Below are 14,831 nucleotides of genomic sequence, written 5' to 3'. Positions count from 1 at the left end.
GTGGGTGCGGAGAAGCCGGAATGAGCGAACCCGCGTACCTGAACATCGACCGGGACAACAACCCCGCCGTCGTCGCCGGTCGCATCTCGCGCGAGATGGTCGCGGCCCGGGACAAGCAGGGGTGGGTGGACAACTTCGCCGCCGGCGCCGTGGTCGAGGACCCCGTCGGCCCGTCGATGTTCGACGAGCAGGGCCGTGGCCACCACGGGCACGAGGAGATCGCCGCGTTCTGGGACATGACCATCGCGACCACCGAGAGCCTGGACTTCCAGTTCGACGAAGAGATCATCTGCGGCAACGAGGTCGCCTACATCGGGCGCATCGTCACCCACATCGGTGGCCACGTCACCACCTCGCGCGGGGTGTTCACCTACCGCGCCGATGCCGAGGGCAAACTGGTTGCCCTGCGCGCCTTCTGGGAGGTCCAAAAGACCATGGAGTCGTTGCAGAAGGCCGACTGAACTCGTCCACAACCAACACCGCTCAGCGTCCATCCGTGCACTACGTACAGATGGGAGCTGAGCGGTGTTGGTTGTGGAGGGTGGCGTTACTTGACGCCGTAGTCGACCATCAGGTGCTTGATCCCGTTGATCCAGCCGTGGCGCAGGTACTGCGGCTCGGCGACCTTGGTGATGTCGGGCATGTGATCGGCGATGGCGTTGAAGATCAGGTTGATCTCCATGCGGGCGAGGTTGGCCCCGACGCAGTAGTGCGCACCGTGTCCACCGAAACCGACGTGCGGGTTGGGGTCGCGCGTGATGTCGAAGGTGAACGGATCGGTGAAGGCGTCGGTGTCGTAATTCGCCGAGCCGTAGAACATCCCGACGCGCTGACCCCTCTTGATGTGCACCCCGCCGAGCTCGAGATCCTTGCGGGCGGTGCGCTGGAAACAGTTCACCGGCGTCGCCCAGCGCACGATCTCGTCGGCCGCGGTGGTCGGCCGTTCCCGCTTGAACAGCTCCCACTGGTCGGGGTGGTCGAGGAACGCGTTCATGCCGTGGCTGATCGCGTTGCGGGTGGTCTCGTTGCCTGCCACCGACAGCATGATGAAGAAGTAGCCGAACTCGATCTCCGACAACGACTGTCCGTCCATGTCGGCGTTGACCAACTCGGTGACGATGTCGGCGGCCGGACACTTCTTGCGGTCCTCGGCCATCAGGTAGGCGTAGCCGAGCACCTCGGCCGAGGCCACCTGCGGGTCATCGGTGAACTCCGGGTCCTCGGAGTTCATCATCGAGTTCGACCAGCGGAACAGCTTCTGCCGATCCTCCTGCGGTACGCCGAGCAGGTCGGCGATCGCCTGCAACGGCAACTCCACCGCGACGTCGGCGACGAAGTCACTGGGCCCCTGCTTCGATGCGGCCTCGGCGACGATGGCCGCGGCGCGATCACCGAGACCCTCCTCGAGGGCGTGCACGGCTTTCGGCGTGAACGTCTTCGACACCAACTTGCGCAGACGCGTGTGCTCCGGCGGATCGTGGTTGATGACGAGCGCCTTCGTGACGTCGAGCGCCTCGGTGGGCATGTCGTCCTCGAAGCGGATGATGACGCCGTTGTCGTTCGCCGACCAGAGCTCGTTGTTCTTCGAGATCTCCCGGATGTGTGCGAGCTTGGTGACCGCCCAGTACCCGCCGTCGTGGAAGCCGCCGCCCTTGCCGGGCTTCTGCTCGTTCCACCAGATCGGCGCCGTCTGTCGGAGTTCGGCGAACTCCTCGTGCGGCAGGCCCTTCTCCAGCAGCTCGGGGTGGGTCAGATCGAATCCGTCCGGGGCGGCGTCGCTGCGGAACACCGGGCATCCGGTCATCGCACCCGGGTCGGTCGCAGGGCGGCTGTCGGCTCTGGTCACTGACGATCACCTCATCTGAAAAATGAACCTGTTTCAGTGTCATTAGAACACGTTCACACCCGCTCTACCATAGGTTCAGCACCCCGGCGTGGACTCAGATAGAAACTTGTTCTAGTTTGTGAATGACCTACTCAGGTCGAGGAAACAGCAGTGGAGAGGACCCGAGCAATGGGCGTACCGGTGATCGTCGAGGCAGTGCGAACCCCGATCGGCAAGCGGGCAGGCTGGCTCTCGGGTCTGCACGCCGCCGAGATCCTCGGCGCGGCGCAGTCCGGGGTCGTCGAGCGGGCCGGCATCGACGCGGCGCTGGTCGAACAGGTCATCGGTGGATGCGTCATGCAGGTGGGCGCGCAGAGCAACAACATCACCCGCACCGCGTGGCTGCATGCCGGACTGCCGTGGCAGACCGGCGCGACCACCATCGACTGCCAGTGCGGGTCGGCGCAGCAGGCCAACCACCTCATCGCCGGCCTGATCGCGACCGGCACCATCGACGTCGGTATCGCGTGCGGCGTCGAGTCGATGACGCAGGTGCCCCTCGGCGCCAACGTCATGGTCGACAACGCCGGACTGCGTCGCCCGGAGACCTGGGACATCGACATGCCCAACCAGTTCGAGGCCGCCGAGCGGATCGCGCAGCGCCGCGGCATCACGCGCGCCGACACCGACGCCCTGGGCGAGCGCAGCCAACGTCTGGCCAAGCAGGCGTGGGCGGAGGGCCGCTTCGACCGCGAGGTGCTGGCACTGAAGGTCCGCGAGATGACCAAGGAGGGCGAGCCGACCGGCGCCATCCTCGACGTCGCCCGCGACCAGGGTCTGCGGGACACCACCATCGAGTCGCTGGGCAATCTCAAGCCGGTGCTCGAGGGCGGGATCCACACCGCGGGCACGTCGTCTCAGGTGTCCGACGGCGCCGCGGCGGTGCTGCTGATGGACGAGGACAAAGCCAAGGCCCTCGGCCTCACACCCCGCGCCCGACTCCGCGCGCAGGCACTCGTCGGCGCCGAGCCGTACTACCACCTCGACGGACCGGTACAGGCCACCGAGCGGGTTCTCGCGAAGTCCGGGATGTCCATCGGCGACATCGACCTGTTCGAGGTCAACGAGGCCTTTGCCTCGGTACTGCTCAGCTGGGCGTCGGTGCACAACCCGGACATGGACAAGGTCAACGTCAACGGCGGTGCCATCGCCCTCGGACACCCGGTCGGCAGCACCGGCTCCCGCCTCATCACCACGGCCCTGCACGAACTCGAGCGCACCGACAAGACAACCGCGCTGATCACGATGTGTGCGGGTGGCGCGCTGTCCACGGGCACCATCTTGGAACGAATCTGAAATAGTGTTCCAATGACCTCAGGTGAACAGCAGTCCCGCGACAAACCGGCCGCACTGGATTCCAAGGCGGTCGGCACCATCCTCAAGTGGGGGTCGCGGGCGAACACGGCGCTGTACAAGGCGACCGGTGGGCGCATCGGCGGCAACTGGCGTATCGGGGCCGGCTTCAAGAAGCCCGTACCGGTCTGCCTGCTGACCACCACCGGCCGCAAGTCCGGCGAGCCGCGGACCGTACCGCTGCTCTGTCTGCGCGACGGCGACGCGGTGGTGCTGATCGCCTCCCAGGGCGGTAGGAAGAACCATCCGCTCTGGTACCTCAACCTCGTTGCCGATCCCGAAGTGACAATCCAAATCGGCAAAGAGACGGGCTCGTACGTCGCACGCGCGGCCGACGATGCGGAGCGAGAACGGCTGTGGCCCCGCTACGCCGAGATCTACGCCGACGTCGACCAGTACCAGGAATGGGCAGACCGGACAATCCCGCTCGTCATCTGCGAGCCGTCGGCGACGGGTCGTTCGTGACCGACGGGTAACCGTTTGGTTCGTCTTGCGCAAAGTGCATCGCGAGAAGGTCGCAGGGCCGACAATGGGACGGGTGAACTACATGCCCGTCACCGACTCGATGTTCCTGCTGGCCGAATCGCGTGAGCACCCGATGCACGTGGGCGGGCTGCAGTTGTTCAGCCCGCCCGAGGGCGCAGGCCCCGACTTCGTCTCGAAGATCATCGAAGAGGCCCGCTCGCACACCGACCTCGCGCCGCGGTTCGGGATGCGCCCCGCCGACCCGGTGAGCTCGGTGGGCAATCTCTGGTGGGCGAAGAACCAGAACATCGACTTCGAGTACCACGTCCGCCATTCCGCGGTCCCGCGTCCCGGACGCATCCGTGAACTGTTCCAGCTCACCTCGCGATGGCACGGCACCCTGCTCGACCGACACCGCCCGATGTGGGAGATGCACGTCGTCGAGGGCATCGAGGACGGTCGCTTCGCGGTCTACACGAAGGTCCACCACTCGCTGTTCGACGGTGTGTCCGCACTGCGCGTGATGCAGAACGCGCTGAGCGAGGATCCCGACGACCGTGAGTTCCGAGCGCCCTGGGACATCCCGAAGAAGAGTCGCAGCAAGCCCTCGTCGGGTGGTTCGCGGAACCCGCTCTCGCTCGTCGGCGACGCGGTGTCGCTGGGCACGACCGCCGCCGGACTCGTCCCCGCCTCGATGAAGATCATCGGCACGGCCATGCGCGACCACAACTTCACGACCCCGTTCGAGGCGCCCCGCACGATGCTCAACGCCCCGATCGGCGGCGCCCGGCGGTTCGTGGCGCAGACGTGGGAGATCGACCGGGTGAAGTCCGTCGGCGAGGCGGTCGGCGCCACCCTCAACGACGTCGTCCTCGCGATGTGCAGTGGCGCCCTACGCAAGTACCTGATGGAGCAGAACGCGCTCCCGGACAAGTCGCTGACGTCGATGGTGCCGGTGTCGTTGCGACCCGATGATCCCGACCACTCCGGCGGTAACGCCGTCGGCGCCGTGATCGCCTCGCTGGCAACCGATGTCGAGGACCCGCTGGAACGGATGATGGCCATCCGCGAATCGGTGCAGTCGGCGAAGAGGATGATGGGCGAATTGAGCCCACTGCAGATCATGCTGCTCAGCGCGGTGAACATGTCGGGGCTGGCGATGTCACCGATCCCCGGTTTCGTCAGCGTGACCAGGCCGCCGTTCAACGTCATCATCTCCAACGTCCCGGGTCCGCGAAACCGCATGTACTGGAAGGGCGCTCGTCTCGACGGTGTCTACCCCGCGTCGATCGTGCTGGACGGTCAGGCCATCAACATCACCCTGACCAGCAACGCCGATCAGCTGGACTTCGGGATCATCGGTTGCCGCCAGACGGTGCCGAGCCTGCAGCGACTGATCCATCACCTCGAGGACTCGCTGACCGAGCTGGAAAAGGCGGTCGCGGCGACCGTGTGACCGCCCGGCGACGGGGTGGGCTGATCTACCATGTCGCCATGACCGATCACGATCGTGCCGCGGACCGCCGCGAGATCACCAACGCCCTGCACTCCGCCCTCGAGCGCCGCCACGAGGTCCTCGACGCCATCGTCGAGGCCGCCGACCGCGACGCCGCCGTGGCCGCGATCGCCGAGTTGCTCGGCACCGCCACCCTCGGTGCGCAGGCCGTCATGGGCATGTCGTTCGCCCAGCTGACCAAGGACGCCCGGCGCGCGAATCAGAGCGAGCTCGACGATCTCAACAACCAGCTGACCTTCACCCTGTCCGACCGGCCCGCCAGTTCCGGCGAGACCCTCGGACTGCGGCCGTTCGACGCCGCCACCGACAGCGACATCTTCGGCGCCCGCACCGACGAGATCGGTTCCGCCGGCGACGGTTCGGGTAACCCGGCGGGCGGGCTCGACGACGAGATCGCCTCCGCGGTCGATCGGGTGCACGCCGAGGAGGCCGCATGGTTCGTCGCGCTCGAGGGTTCGGACAAGATCGGCATGGTCTTCGGTGAACTCATCGGCGGCGAGGTCAACGTCCGCATCTGGATCCACCCCGAGCACCGCAAGAAGGGCTACGGAACCGCTGCGCTGCGGGCGTCGCGCACCGAGATGGCGTCGCACTTCCCGGGCGTCCCGATGGTGATCCGCGCTCCCGGCGCACCGGCCTAGCGCCCGTCGCCGTGCCCGTCGCCGCCGTCGTCTTCGCGGTTCTGGCCGCGTTGCTCCATGTCGCCATCTTCGCGATGGAATCGGTGCTGTGGACCCGGCCGGCGGTCTACCGCCGGTTCGGGGTCGCCTCCGACGCCGATGCGGCGACCACGAAACCGTTGGCGTTCAACCAGGGTTTCTACAACCTGTTCCTCGCGGTCGGCATCATCGTCGGGGTCGTCATCGGCGGCACCGCGGGACTCACGCTCGTGGTCTTCGGGTGCTCGTGCATCGTCGCGGCCGCAGCAGTGCTCGCGAGCACCGGCCGCGCGTACTTCCGCGCCGCATCGACGCAGGCACTGTTCGCGGTCATCGCCCTGGTCCTGCTCGCCGTGCTGTAGGCCGGAATCAGGGTGCGCGGTGCGGGACACCGAAGCGGGCGATGATCTTCCCGATCTCCCCGGAGTCGGTGAACTCGAACGACTCGGTCACCTTCGCCCGCAACCGGAGTGGCCGCGGGTGCACGTGGACGTAGAAGGTCGAGTGCACGATCCCGTCGACGACCCGTGCCTGGAAGTCGGAGATCGTGTGGATGAGCTTGAACTGCGGCGCTCCGGCGAGACCGCGTGCGATGTGACCGCCGTTGCGACCTGTTCTCAGGCCCATCTCGATCCGCACGCAGCCCGGGTCGAGGGGCACCGCGGACGGGTCGTGGGTCACCAGTGCGTCGACGTAGGCCTTGGCGGCGGTGACCCGCTGTCCGTCGGTGAGGGGCACGCCCGACATCAGCGGGCGCCGTAGACCGGGAACGGTGTCGGCGCCTCGGTGAGGATCTCGGCGATCACCGGCCCCAACTCGGCCGGGTCCCACCGGGCCCCCTTGTCGCGCAGCACACTGCGCTGCCACCCGTCGGTCACCGACACCTTGCCGCCCTCCACCTCGAACACCCGACCGGTCACGTCCTCCGACTCCGGCGAACCCAGCCACACCACCAGCGGCGACACGTTCGCCGGATCCATGGTGTCGAAAGACCCGTCGGCCGGGGGCGCCATCTGCGCGGCCATGGCCTCGCCGGCGCTGGTGGTCATGCGAGTCCGCGCCGACGGGGCGATCGCATTCACGGTGACGCCGTAGCCGGCCAGCTCCGACGCCGCCTGGATCGTCAACTGCGCGATGGCCGCCTTCGCCGCCGCGTAGTTGCCCTGCCCCACCGAGCCGTAGAGCCCGGCGCCCGATGAGGTGTTGATGATGCGCGCGGACCGGGTCTGTCCCGCCTTGGCCTGCGTACGCCAGTAGGCGCCGGCATGGCGCAGCATCGCGAAATGACCCTTGAGGTGAACGCGGATGACGTCGTCCCAGTCGTTCTCGCTCATCGACACGAGCATCTTGTCGCGAAGGAACCCCGCGTTGCTGACGAGCACGTCGAGAGCCCCGAAGTGCTCGACCGCGGTGGCGACGAGGTTCTCCGACCCGGCCCAGTCGGCCACGTCGTCGCCGTTGACGACGGCATCGCCTCCTGAGGCGATGATCTCGGCGACCACCTGCTCGGCGGGCGACTCCCCCGTCTCGGACCCGTCCAACCCGGCGCCGATGTCGTTGACGACGACCTTCGCGCCGGATGCCGCGAAGGCAAGTGCGTGTTCGCGACCGATGCCGCGGCCGGCTCCGGTGACGATGACAACCCGACCTGCGTTGATCCCACTCACTTCGGTGTGTGCTCCATTCGATTGTCTGAGGTTGCGGCATCGAGAAACGCCGGCTTCTCGCCGCCGCCGTGCACCGTGAGCGTCGCCCCGGTGATGTATCCGGCCAAGGGCGACAACAGGAATGCCACCGCGTTGCCGATGTCGTCGGGCACAGCCATCCGCCCCATCGGGATGGTGCGGCCCACCGCGGCGACACCCTCGGCGTCGCCGTAGTGCAGTTCGGACAGTTCGGTCTGCACCGGCCCCGCGACCACCGAGTTGATGCGCACCGCGGGCGCCCACTCGATCGCCAGCGACCCCGTGAGGTTGTCCAGTCCGGCCTTGGCCGCACCGTATCCGGCGGTTCCCGGCGACGGTCGGTGTCCGCTGACACTGGAGACGTTGACGATGGCGCCGCCGCCCGCCTGGTCCCGCATCACGGCCTGCGCGGCCTGCGCGACGATCAGGGGTGCGAGGAGATTGAGTTCGACGATCTTGCTGTGGAAGCGCGCGCCGGCGTCTGCCGCGAGCGCGAACGGCGACCCGCCCGCGTTGTTCACCAGGCCGTCGAGCCGTCCATGACGGGCCACGATTCCCGCGATCATCTGGGTCACCGCATCGGGATCGCGTACGTCGCAGGAGACGAACTCCGGAGCCCGCGGGTGGTCCGGGTCGTCGGGGGCGCGACGTGCGCAGGCGACGACGGTGGCACCGAGTGCGCCGAGCACCGAACAGATGCCCGCGCCGACTCCCCGTGCACCGCCGGTCACCAGGACCACGCGACCGCCCAGACCGATATCCACGCATCCACTCCGATCAGCCGAGACCTCCGGCCGCCTGACCGGTGCTGCTAGGCTACCAAGCAAGTGTTTGGTTGGTAACAGGTCCACCGGGTATGCGAGGGAGTAGCGCCAGTGTCGATAACGACATCCACCATCGAACCGGGCATCGTGACGGTGACCGTGGACTTCCCGCCGGTCAACGCGCTGCCGTCGGCCGCCTGGTTCGACCTCGGGGAGCAGATCCTCGCGGCCGGGGCCGACCCCGCCACCCACGTGGTGATCCTGCGAGCCGAAGGGCGCGGCTTCAACGCCGGCGTCGACATCAAGGAGATGCAGGCGACCGAGGGCTACGGGGCGCTGATCGACGCGAACCGCGGGTGCGCGGCGGCATTCGCCGCGGTCTACGACTGCGCGGTACCGGTCGTCGTCGCGGTCAACGGGTTCTGCGTCGGCGGCGGCATCGGACTGGTGGGCAACGCCGACGTCATCGTGGCCACCGACGACGCGGTCTTCGGACTCCCCGAGGTGGATCGCGGAGCGCTGGGTGCCGCAACACATCTCGCACGGTTGGTCCCCCAGCACCTGATGCGCACGCTGTACTTCACCGCGCAGAACGTCACCGCTCAGCAGCTCGAGCACTTCGGGTCGGTGTACCGCGTCGTGCCCCGGGCCGATCTCCTCGACGCCGCCCTGGAGGTGGCACGCATGATCGCGGTCAAGGACACCCGCGTCATCCGCGCCGCCAAGGAAGCCCTGAACGGCATCGACCCGGTCGACGTCAAGACAAGCTACCGACTCGAGCAGGGCTACACCTTCGAACTCAACCTCGCGGGCGTCTCGGACGAGCACCGCGACGCCTTCGTCACCACCGGAAAGGCCCGCGAATGAATGCGCCCACCACGACTCGGACGCAGACCGACAAGTCGTCGACCCTCGACGAGGCCATCGCCGAGATCTCCAGCGGGATGACCATCGGCATCGGCGGCTGGGGATCGCGCCGCAAGCCGATGGCCCTCGTCCGTGCGCTGGCACGCTCGGAGGTCACCGACCTGACGGTGGTCACCTACGGTGGCCCGGACCTGGGCCTGCTGTGCGCCGCGGGAAAGGTCGCGAAGGCGTACTACGGGTTCGTGTCCCTGGACTCGCCGCCGTTCTACGATCCCTGGTTCGCGCACGCGCGGACCACCGGCGCCATCGAGGTCCGTGAGATGGACGAGGGCATGGTCAAGTGCGGGCTGGAGGCCGCCGCATCGCGCCTGCCGTTCCTGCCGATCCGGGCGGGGCTGGGCTCGGCGGTCCAGGATTTCTGGGGCACCGAGCTCAAGACCGTCGACTCGCCCTATCCGGACGCCGACGGGCGCACGCAGACGCTCATCGCGATGCCCGCGCTCAATCTCGATGTGGCACTGGTGCACCTGGACATCGCCGACGTCCACGGCAACGCCGCGTACACCGGTGTCGACCCGTACTTCGACGACCTCTACTGCGGCGCCGCACAACGACGTTTCCTCGAGGTCGACACGGTGGTCAGCACCGCCGAGTTGGTGGACGCGATTCCGCTGCAACGCATGCTGCTCAACCGCATGAACGTCGACCGGGTCATCCACGCGCCGAACGGTGCGCACTTCACCTTCGCCGGCGACTACGGCCGTGACGAGGCGTTCCAGCGGTTCTACGCCACCTCGGCCGCCGACCCGGATTCCTGGCGGGCGTTCTCCGAGCGGTTCCTGACCGTCGACGAGGAGACCTATCAGGCACGCGTGCGCGAGTGGGCGAGCGAGCAGGAGGCAGAGAAAGCATGAGCGAGAACGTCACCCGCGCCGAGGTCTGTGTGATCGCCTGCGCAGAGATCTTCGACGGAGCCGGCGAGATCATGGCGTCCCCGATGGCCACGACACCGCTGATCGGCGCGCGACTGGCGCGTCTGACCACCGAGCCCGACCTGCTGATCACCGACGGAGAAGCGCTGATCTTCGCCGACACCCCCGCCGTGGGGCGCAGCGCACCCATCGAGGGGTGGATGCCGTTCCGCAAGGTGTTCGACGTGGTGGCGTCGGGCCGTCGGCATGTCGTCATGGGGGCCAACCAGATCGACCGACACGGCAATCAGAACCTGTCGGCCTTCGGGCCGCTGCAGCATCCCACCCGCCAGATGTTCGGTGTGCGAGGGGCTCCCGGCAACACCCTGAACCATCCGACGAGTTACTGGGTCGCCAAACACAACTCGCGGGTGTTCAGCGAGCAGGTCGACATCGTCTCGGGCGTCGGATACGACCAGGTGAACCCGGACAACCCGGCGTATGAGTACCTCGACATCCATCGCGTGGTGACCAACCTCGGCGTGTTCGACTTCGGCGGACCCGACCACACGATGCGCGCTCGCTCGCTGCATCCCGGTGTGACCGCCGAGGAGGTCGCCGACAACACCGGATTCGAGGTGGCCGAGCTGGATTCGGCCGGTGTCACGCGCCTGCCGAGCGACGAGGAACTGCGTCTGATCCGTGAGGTCATCGACCCCAAGGGCCTGCGCGAACGCGAGGTCAAGCCGGTGGAGACGAGCCGATGACGCAGCCGCGGATGTCGACGCCGTTCACCGAGCTGGTCGGCATCGACTACCCCATCGTGCAGACCGGGATGGGCTGGGTGTCGGGGGCGTCGTTGACCTCGGCGACGTCGAACGCGGGCGGGCTCGGGATCCTGGCCTCGGCGACGATGACCTACGACGAGCTCGAGATCGCGGTAAAGAAGACGAAGTCGTTGACCGACAAGCCGTTCGGCGTCAACATTCGCGCCGACGCCACCGACGCCGGCGAGCGGATCGACCTGCTGATCCGAGAGAAGGTGCGGGTTGCGTCGTTCGCGCTGGCGCCCAAGAAGGACCTGATCGGCAAACTCAAGGACAACGGCATCGTCGTGATCCCGTCGATCGGTGCGGCCAAGCACGCGGTCAAGGTCGCGTCGTGGGGCGCCGACGCCGTGATCGTGCAGGGCGGCGAGGGCGGGGGCCACACCGGGCCGGTCGCGACGACGCTGCTGCTGCCGTCGGTGTTGGATGCGTTGGGTCCAGGTGGTATTCCTGTCGTCGCCGCCGGAGGGTTCTTCGACGGGCGTGGGCTCGCCGCGGCGCTGTCGTACGGCGCGGCCGGGGTCGCGATGGGAACCCGCTTCCTGCTGACCTCCGACAGCACGGTGCCCGATTCGGTGAAGCAGGAGTACATCGGTCGGACTCTCAACGACACCGTCGTGTCCACCAAGGTCGACGGGATGCCGCACCGGGTGCTGCGGACCTCACTGGTGAACAAACTCGAGGGCGGGAGCCCGATCAAGGCACTGGTCGCGGCCGCCCGCAACGCCAACGACTTCAAGCAGATGACCGGCATGAAGTGGACGACGATGCTCACCGACGGTCGGACCATGCGTCGCTCCGGTGAGCGCACCTGGCAGCAGATCATCATGGCCGGCAACACCCCGATGCTGCTCAAGGCCGGGCTCGTCGACGGGGACACCGGCGCGGGGGTACTCGCGTCCGGACAGGTGGTCGGGATGATCGAGGACCTGCCCAGCTGCGACGAGTTGATCCAGTCGATCATGACCCAGGCACGTGAACGACTCTCGGAGCTGCGCGAACTCGCCTGACCGTCGGCGATCGCTACGCTCGGATGCGTGCCCGAGCCCATTCCCCTTCATGTCGATCGCCGCCTCGCGCTCAGCTTCGGAGCGCAGGCGCAGGCGTACGAGAACCACCGGCCCGACTTCCCCGACGACCTGATGGATGCGGTGGCCGCACTCGGTCATCGCGTGCTCGATGTCGGGGCCGGTACCGGCAAGGCGTCGGCTGCGCTGCTCGCCCGTGGATGCGATGTGCTTGCTGTGGAACCGGATTCGGACATGGCGGACATCGCGCGCGCCAAGGGCGTCACCGTCGAGTCCGGGACGTTCGAGGACTGGGATCCGCAGGGGCGGTCGTTCGACCTGGTCGTGTTCGCCCGCTCATGGCACTGGGTGGACCCGATCCCGGCGCTGGCGAAGCTCGCCGAGATCCTCCCCGTCGGCGGACACGTCGCGCTGCTGTCGCACGAGTCGAGCTGGCGAGGTTTCGACAATCCGGCCATCCGCGACATCGTCGACGGGGTCCTGGGGAACAATGACACCGCCCGGCGCAGACTGACCGACGAGACGGCCGCCGACTTCACCGCGGCCGGGTTCGACATGCGGGTCGAGGACTTCCCGTTGACGGAGACCGTCACCGCCGCAGACTGGTTGGACACCGTGTTCACCTACTCCCGATTCCTCGTGCTCGACGACGCGACCAAGGACCGGCTGCGCGACGAGCTGTCGGCGGCACTCGGCGGCGAGCCGATCACGATCACCGGGTCGCCGCGGGCGATGATCGCCCGGAGGCGCTGACGTGGCCGGGCCGCTGCACACCCAGCGGGACCGCGCGGATTCCTTCGGGTCGGTGGCGCGCGCCTACGACCGACACCGACCGCGGTATCCGGCCGAGGTGATCGACGACATCGCCGCGCTCGCCCACGGCGGTCGGGTTCTGGACGTGGGCTCGGGGACGGGCATCGCCGCCGCGCAGCTCGCCGAGCGTGACCTCCCGGTGCTGTCGGTGGAGCCGGATGCGGCGATGGCCGCGGTCGCAGCCGGCAAGGGTCTGCGTGTCGAGCTGGGCACGTTCGAGGACTGGGATCCGGACGGTCGCGTGTTCGACGTGGTCCTGTTCGCCCAGTCGTGGCACTGGGTCCGCGCCGATGTCGCTGTGCCGAAGGCGTATTCGATCCTCCGGCCGGGTGGGTCACTCGCGCTGCTGTGGCACGCCACCGCACCGGAGTCGCCACCGCAGGCGGACTTCGACGCCGTCTACCGCAGATACATGGACCTGCGCACCCATCCGACGGCCGGTGACGACGTGCCGCTGGCGGACACCCTGGCCGCCGCCGGGCTCACCGTGTCCGAGACAACGCACCCGGTCCGGATCGAGTACACGACTCAGGCGTGGCTCGACATGGTGTTCACCTTCTCGGCGCAGATCGTGCTCGACCCCGATGCGGCGCAGTCCCTCCGCGCGGATCTGGCGGACCTGGTGGGGCCGGACGGGGTCACGGTCGTCGGATCGACCTACATGGCCGCGGGGACCAAGCCCCGCTAGGCGCCCGGCGCCGCGGACAACCGGAGATCCACCAGACCGTCCACAACGGTTGTCAGTCCGGTGGCTCGTTCGCCATCCGGTCCACGAGGGCTGCGGTGAGTCCGTCGAGTACCGGCAAGGCATCGGCGAGCACCGCGCGGGCGTCGTCGTCGAGACCACCGAGGATCTCGTCGAGGATCGCACCGGCGGCCTCGTCGTACCGGCGCAGCAGATCGCGTGCGCGCGGGGTCGGGGCGATCAACACCTGACGCAGGTCGTCGACGCCCGGCACCCTCGTGACGAGATCATCGGCCGTCATCACGCGGATCATGTTGCTCACGGTGGGGCGGGCCAGCTGGAGGCCGGCGGCCAGATCCCCCGACGTCTGCGGTGACTCCACGGCCAGCGCCCGCAGCACCTGGATCTGCGCCTCGGGGAGTTCCGGAAGCCCCGCGGCCAACCGCGCGGCGCGCAGCATCGCACGTCGCAGCGGACCTATGGTGCGGCTCAACTCCGCGGCGAGCTCGGTCATGGACACCTCCGACGTCCTGCGCAGCATCGACTGCGACTCATTGCCTGGGCACTAGTTTTGTGACAAAATCAAATCATGACTCAGCACACCGACGTCCAGCACCCCATCCCGACCCAGGACCTGTCCGGCCTCGTGGGTCACCGTTTCATCTACACCTACGCGAACTCCTGGCAGTACGAAATGTATGTGAAGAACGCGACGACGATCGACTACCGGATCCACACCGGCATGGTCGGTGGGCGCTGGGTCAAGGACCAGGAGGTCGACCTCGTCCAACTCGACGACGACGTCTTCAAGATCTCCTGGAACGAGCCCACCGGCACGTCCGTCGTGGTCAACGTGCTGCCCGGCAAGCGTCGTCTGCACGGCACCATCTTCTTCCCCAAGTGGGTCGAGGACGCGGGGACCAAGACGGTTGTCTTCCAGAACGATCACCTCGACGAGATGCGCGCCTACCGTGACGCCGGCCCGACCTACCCGATCTACGTGGTCCCCGAGTTCGCCTACATCACCCTGTTCGAGAACGTCGGGGTCGACGACGAGTCCGTCATCTCGGTGGGACCGTCGGAGCTGCCTGCCGGATTCGCCGACCGCACCAACTGATGCCGACGCCGGCCGCGCCGCCGCTGGAGTTCGTCGCGCACCTCTCGATCGATGTCGGCGCACCGATCGACCTCGGCGACCTTCCCGACGGCCACCGGCGCATGGTGCCGATCCTGGGTGGCACCGTCACGGGGCCGCGGTTGCGCGGACAGGTCCTGCCCGCGGGCGCCGACCACCAGTACCTCCGGTCGGAGCGGGTGACCGAGCTCGACGCGCGGTACGTCGTCGAGACGGACGACGGCGCCCGGATCGCGGT

At 67.8% G+C, this 14,831-nt stretch carries 19 protein-coding genes; 14 read left to right on the top strand and 5 right to left on the bottom strand.

Annotation, left to right across the window (positions count from 1 at the left end):
• The first annotated feature begins 20 nt into the window (after positions 1-20).
• Positions 21-461, top strand: coding sequence for a nuclear transport factor 2 family protein (locus JHC79_RS02055; RefSeq protein WP_296388199.1), 441 nt, complete (start codon positions 21-23; stop codon positions 459-461).
• A gap of 86 nt (positions 462-547) precedes the next feature.
• Here the strand turns inward: JHC79_RS02055 and JHC79_RS02050 are convergent, their stop codons facing one another.
• Positions 548-1,804 carry a cytochrome P450 gene (locus JHC79_RS02050; protein ID WP_296388233.1) on the bottom strand — a complete coding sequence of 419 codons (1,257 nt, stop codon included), beginning with the start codon at positions 1,802-1,804 and terminating at the stop codon, positions 548-550.
• A gap of 210 nt (positions 1,805-2,014) precedes the next feature.
• Between JHC79_RS02050 and JHC79_RS02045 the strand changes: the two genes are divergently transcribed.
• From JHC79_RS02045 to JHC79_RS02025, 5 genes are all read left to right on the top strand, one after another.
• On the top strand, positions 2,015-3,181 hold the full coding sequence (locus tag JHC79_RS02045; RefSeq protein ID WP_296388198.1) for a steroid 3-ketoacyl-CoA thiolase: 1,167 nt from the start codon (positions 2,015-2,017) through the stop codon (positions 3,179-3,181).
• A gap of 12 nt (positions 3,182-3,193) precedes the next feature.
• Positions 3,194-3,703 carry a nitroreductase family deazaflavin-dependent oxidoreductase gene (locus JHC79_RS02040; RefSeq protein ID WP_296388197.1) on the top strand — a complete coding sequence of 170 codons (510 nt, stop codon included), beginning with the start codon at positions 3,194-3,196 and terminating at the stop codon, positions 3,701-3,703.
• 82 nt (positions 3,704-3,785) lie between these two features.
• The gene (locus tag JHC79_RS02035) at positions 3,786-5,159 is read left to right on the top strand and encodes a wax ester/triacylglycerol synthase family O-acyltransferase (RefSeq protein ID WP_296388232.1); all 1,374 of its coding nucleotides are present in this window, start codon (positions 3,786-3,788) and stop codon (positions 5,157-5,159) included.
• A 38-nt stretch (positions 5,160-5,197) separates the two neighbouring features.
• Complete coding sequence (locus tag JHC79_RS02030) at positions 5,198-5,860, top strand: GNAT family N-acetyltransferase (protein ID WP_296388196.1); 663 nt, start codon at positions 5,198-5,200, stop codon at positions 5,858-5,860.
• Between the two features lie 11 nt (positions 5,861-5,871).
• The gene (locus tag JHC79_RS02025) at positions 5,872-6,240 is read left to right on the top strand and encodes a DUF1304 domain-containing protein (protein ID WP_296388195.1); all 369 of its coding nucleotides are present in this window, start codon (positions 5,872-5,874) and stop codon (positions 6,238-6,240) included.
• 7 nt (positions 6,241-6,247) lie between these two features.
• Here the strand turns inward: JHC79_RS02025 and JHC79_RS02020 are convergent, their stop codons facing one another.
• Genes JHC79_RS02020 through JHC79_RS02010 form a run of 3 tightly spaced genes read right to left on the bottom strand, consistent with a single transcriptional unit; the run spans position 6,248 to position 8,327 of the window.
• On the bottom strand, positions 6,248-6,625 hold the full coding sequence (locus JHC79_RS02020) for a hypothetical protein (protein ID WP_296388194.1): 378 nt from the start codon (positions 6,623-6,625) through the stop codon (positions 6,248-6,250).
• Positions 6,625-7,545, bottom strand: a complete 921-nt coding sequence (locus tag JHC79_RS02015; RefSeq protein ID WP_296388193.1) for an SDR family oxidoreductase — start codon at positions 7,543-7,545, stop codon at positions 6,625-6,627. Before JHC79_RS02015 ends, JHC79_RS02020 begins: the two co-directional genes overlap by 1 nt.
• Entirely contained in the window at positions 7,542-8,327 is a 786-nt protein-coding gene (locus JHC79_RS02010; RefSeq protein ID WP_296388192.1) for an SDR family oxidoreductase, read from the bottom strand. The genes JHC79_RS02015 and JHC79_RS02010 overlap by 4 nt, the downstream gene beginning before the upstream one ends.
• A 111-nt stretch (positions 8,328-8,438) precedes the next feature.
• Between JHC79_RS02010 and echA20 the strand changes: the two genes are divergently transcribed.
• Genes echA20 through JHC79_RS01980 form a run of 6 tightly spaced genes read left to right on the top strand, consistent with a single transcriptional unit; the run spans position 8,439 to position 13,461 of the window.
• Positions 8,439-9,194 carry a (7aS)-7a-methyl-1,5-dioxo-2,3,5,6,7,7a-hexahydro-1H-indene-carboxyl-CoA hydrolase gene (gene echA20 / locus JHC79_RS02005; RefSeq protein WP_296388191.1) on the top strand — a complete coding sequence of 252 codons (756 nt, stop codon included), beginning with the start codon at positions 8,439-8,441 and terminating at the stop codon, positions 9,192-9,194.
• Entirely contained in the window at positions 9,191-10,108 is a 918-nt protein-coding gene (locus JHC79_RS02000; protein ID WP_296388190.1) for a CoA-transferase, read from the top strand. Before echA20 ends, JHC79_RS02000 begins: the two co-directional genes overlap by 4 nt.
• A complete protein-coding gene (locus JHC79_RS01995) occupies positions 10,105-10,872 on the top strand; it encodes a CoA-transferase (protein ID WP_296388189.1) in 768 nt (255 codons plus the stop codon). Before JHC79_RS02000 ends, JHC79_RS01995 begins: the two co-directional genes overlap by 4 nt.
• Complete coding sequence (locus tag JHC79_RS01990) at positions 10,869-11,942, top strand: nitronate monooxygenase (RefSeq protein WP_296388188.1); 1,074 nt, start codon at positions 10,869-10,871, stop codon at positions 11,940-11,942. The genes JHC79_RS01995 and JHC79_RS01990 overlap by 4 nt, the downstream gene beginning before the upstream one ends.
• Before the next feature lie 27 nt (positions 11,943-11,969).
• On the top strand, positions 11,970-12,713 hold the full coding sequence (locus JHC79_RS01985; RefSeq protein ID WP_296388187.1) for a class I SAM-dependent methyltransferase: 744 nt from the start codon (positions 11,970-11,972) through the stop codon (positions 12,711-12,713).
• Between the two features lies 1 nt (position 12,714).
• Positions 12,715-13,461: a methyltransferase domain-containing protein gene (locus JHC79_RS01980; protein ID WP_296388186.1), complete on the top strand. Its 747-nt coding sequence runs from the start codon at positions 12,715-12,717 to the stop codon at positions 13,459-13,461.
• 52 nt (positions 13,462-13,513) lie between these two features.
• On the opposite strand, the gene JHC79_RS01975 is transcribed toward JHC79_RS01980, so the two are convergent.
• The gene (locus tag JHC79_RS01975) at positions 13,514-13,972 is read right to left on the bottom strand and encodes a MarR family transcriptional regulator (protein ID WP_296388185.1); all 459 of its coding nucleotides are present in this window, start codon (positions 13,970-13,972) and stop codon (positions 13,514-13,516) included.
• A gap of 75 nt (positions 13,973-14,047) precedes the next feature.
• Here JHC79_RS01975 and JHC79_RS01970 point away from each other — a divergent pair, with 75 nt between their 5' ends.
• A complete protein-coding gene (locus tag JHC79_RS01970; protein WP_296388184.1) occupies positions 14,048-14,575 on the top strand; it encodes a phenolic acid decarboxylase in 528 nt (175 codons plus the stop codon).
• Positions 14,575-14,831: DUF3237 family protein (locus JHC79_RS01965; RefSeq protein WP_296388183.1), on the top strand; the 257-nt coding region annotated here is incomplete at its 3' end. The genes JHC79_RS01970 and JHC79_RS01965, both read left to right, overlap by 1 nt.

This window comes from Williamsia sp. (assembly GCF_016462415.1).
Lineage (GTDB): Bacteria > Actinomycetota > Actinomycetes > Mycobacteriales > Mycobacteriaceae > Williamsia_A.
Note: the sequence above shows the minus strand (reverse complement) of the source record. Positions and strands in the feature narration are given on the sequence as shown.

Excerpts from the sequence above, each read along its gene's own strand:
- JHC79_RS02050 (WP_296388233.1), bottom strand. The coding sequence starts at position 1,804 with ATGACCGGATGCCCGGTGTTCCGCAGCGACGCCGCCCCGGACGGATTC.
- JHC79_RS02045 (WP_296388198.1), top strand. The coding sequence starts at position 2,015 with ATGGGCGTACCGGTGATCGTCGAGGCAGTGCGAACCCCGATCGGCAAG.
- JHC79_RS02040 (WP_296388197.1), top strand. The coding sequence starts at position 3,194 with ATGACCTCAGGTGAACAGCAGTCCCGCGACAAACCGGCCGCACTGGAT.
- JHC79_RS02055 (WP_296388199.1), top strand. The coding sequence starts at position 21 with ATGAGCGAACCCGCGTACCTGAACATCGACCGGGACAACAACCCCGCC.
- JHC79_RS02030 (WP_296388196.1), top strand. The coding sequence starts at position 5,198 with ATGACCGATCACGATCGTGCCGCGGACCGCCGCGAGATCACCAACGCC.
- JHC79_RS02035 (WP_296388232.1), top strand. The coding sequence starts at position 3,786 with ATGCCCGTCACCGACTCGATGTTCCTGCTGGCCGAATCGCGTGAGCAC.
- JHC79_RS01975 (WP_296388185.1), bottom strand. The coding sequence starts at position 13,972 with ATGACCGAGCTCGCCGCGGAGTTGAGCCGCACCATAGGTCCGCTGCGA.
- JHC79_RS02000 (WP_296388190.1), top strand. The coding sequence starts at position 9,191 with ATGAATGCGCCCACCACGACTCGGACGCAGACCGACAAGTCGTCGACC.
- JHC79_RS01995 (WP_296388189.1), top strand. The coding sequence starts at position 10,105 with ATGAGCGAGAACGTCACCCGCGCCGAGGTCTGTGTGATCGCCTGCGCA.
- JHC79_RS01990 (WP_296388188.1), top strand. The coding sequence starts at position 10,869 with ATGACGCAGCCGCGGATGTCGACGCCGTTCACCGAGCTGGTCGGCATC.
- JHC79_RS02020 (WP_296388194.1), bottom strand. The coding sequence starts at position 6,625 with ATGTCGGGCGTGCCCCTCACCGACGGACAGCGGGTCACCGCCGCCAAG.
- JHC79_RS01970 (WP_296388184.1), top strand. The coding sequence starts at position 14,048 with ATGACTCAGCACACCGACGTCCAGCACCCCATCCCGACCCAGGACCTG.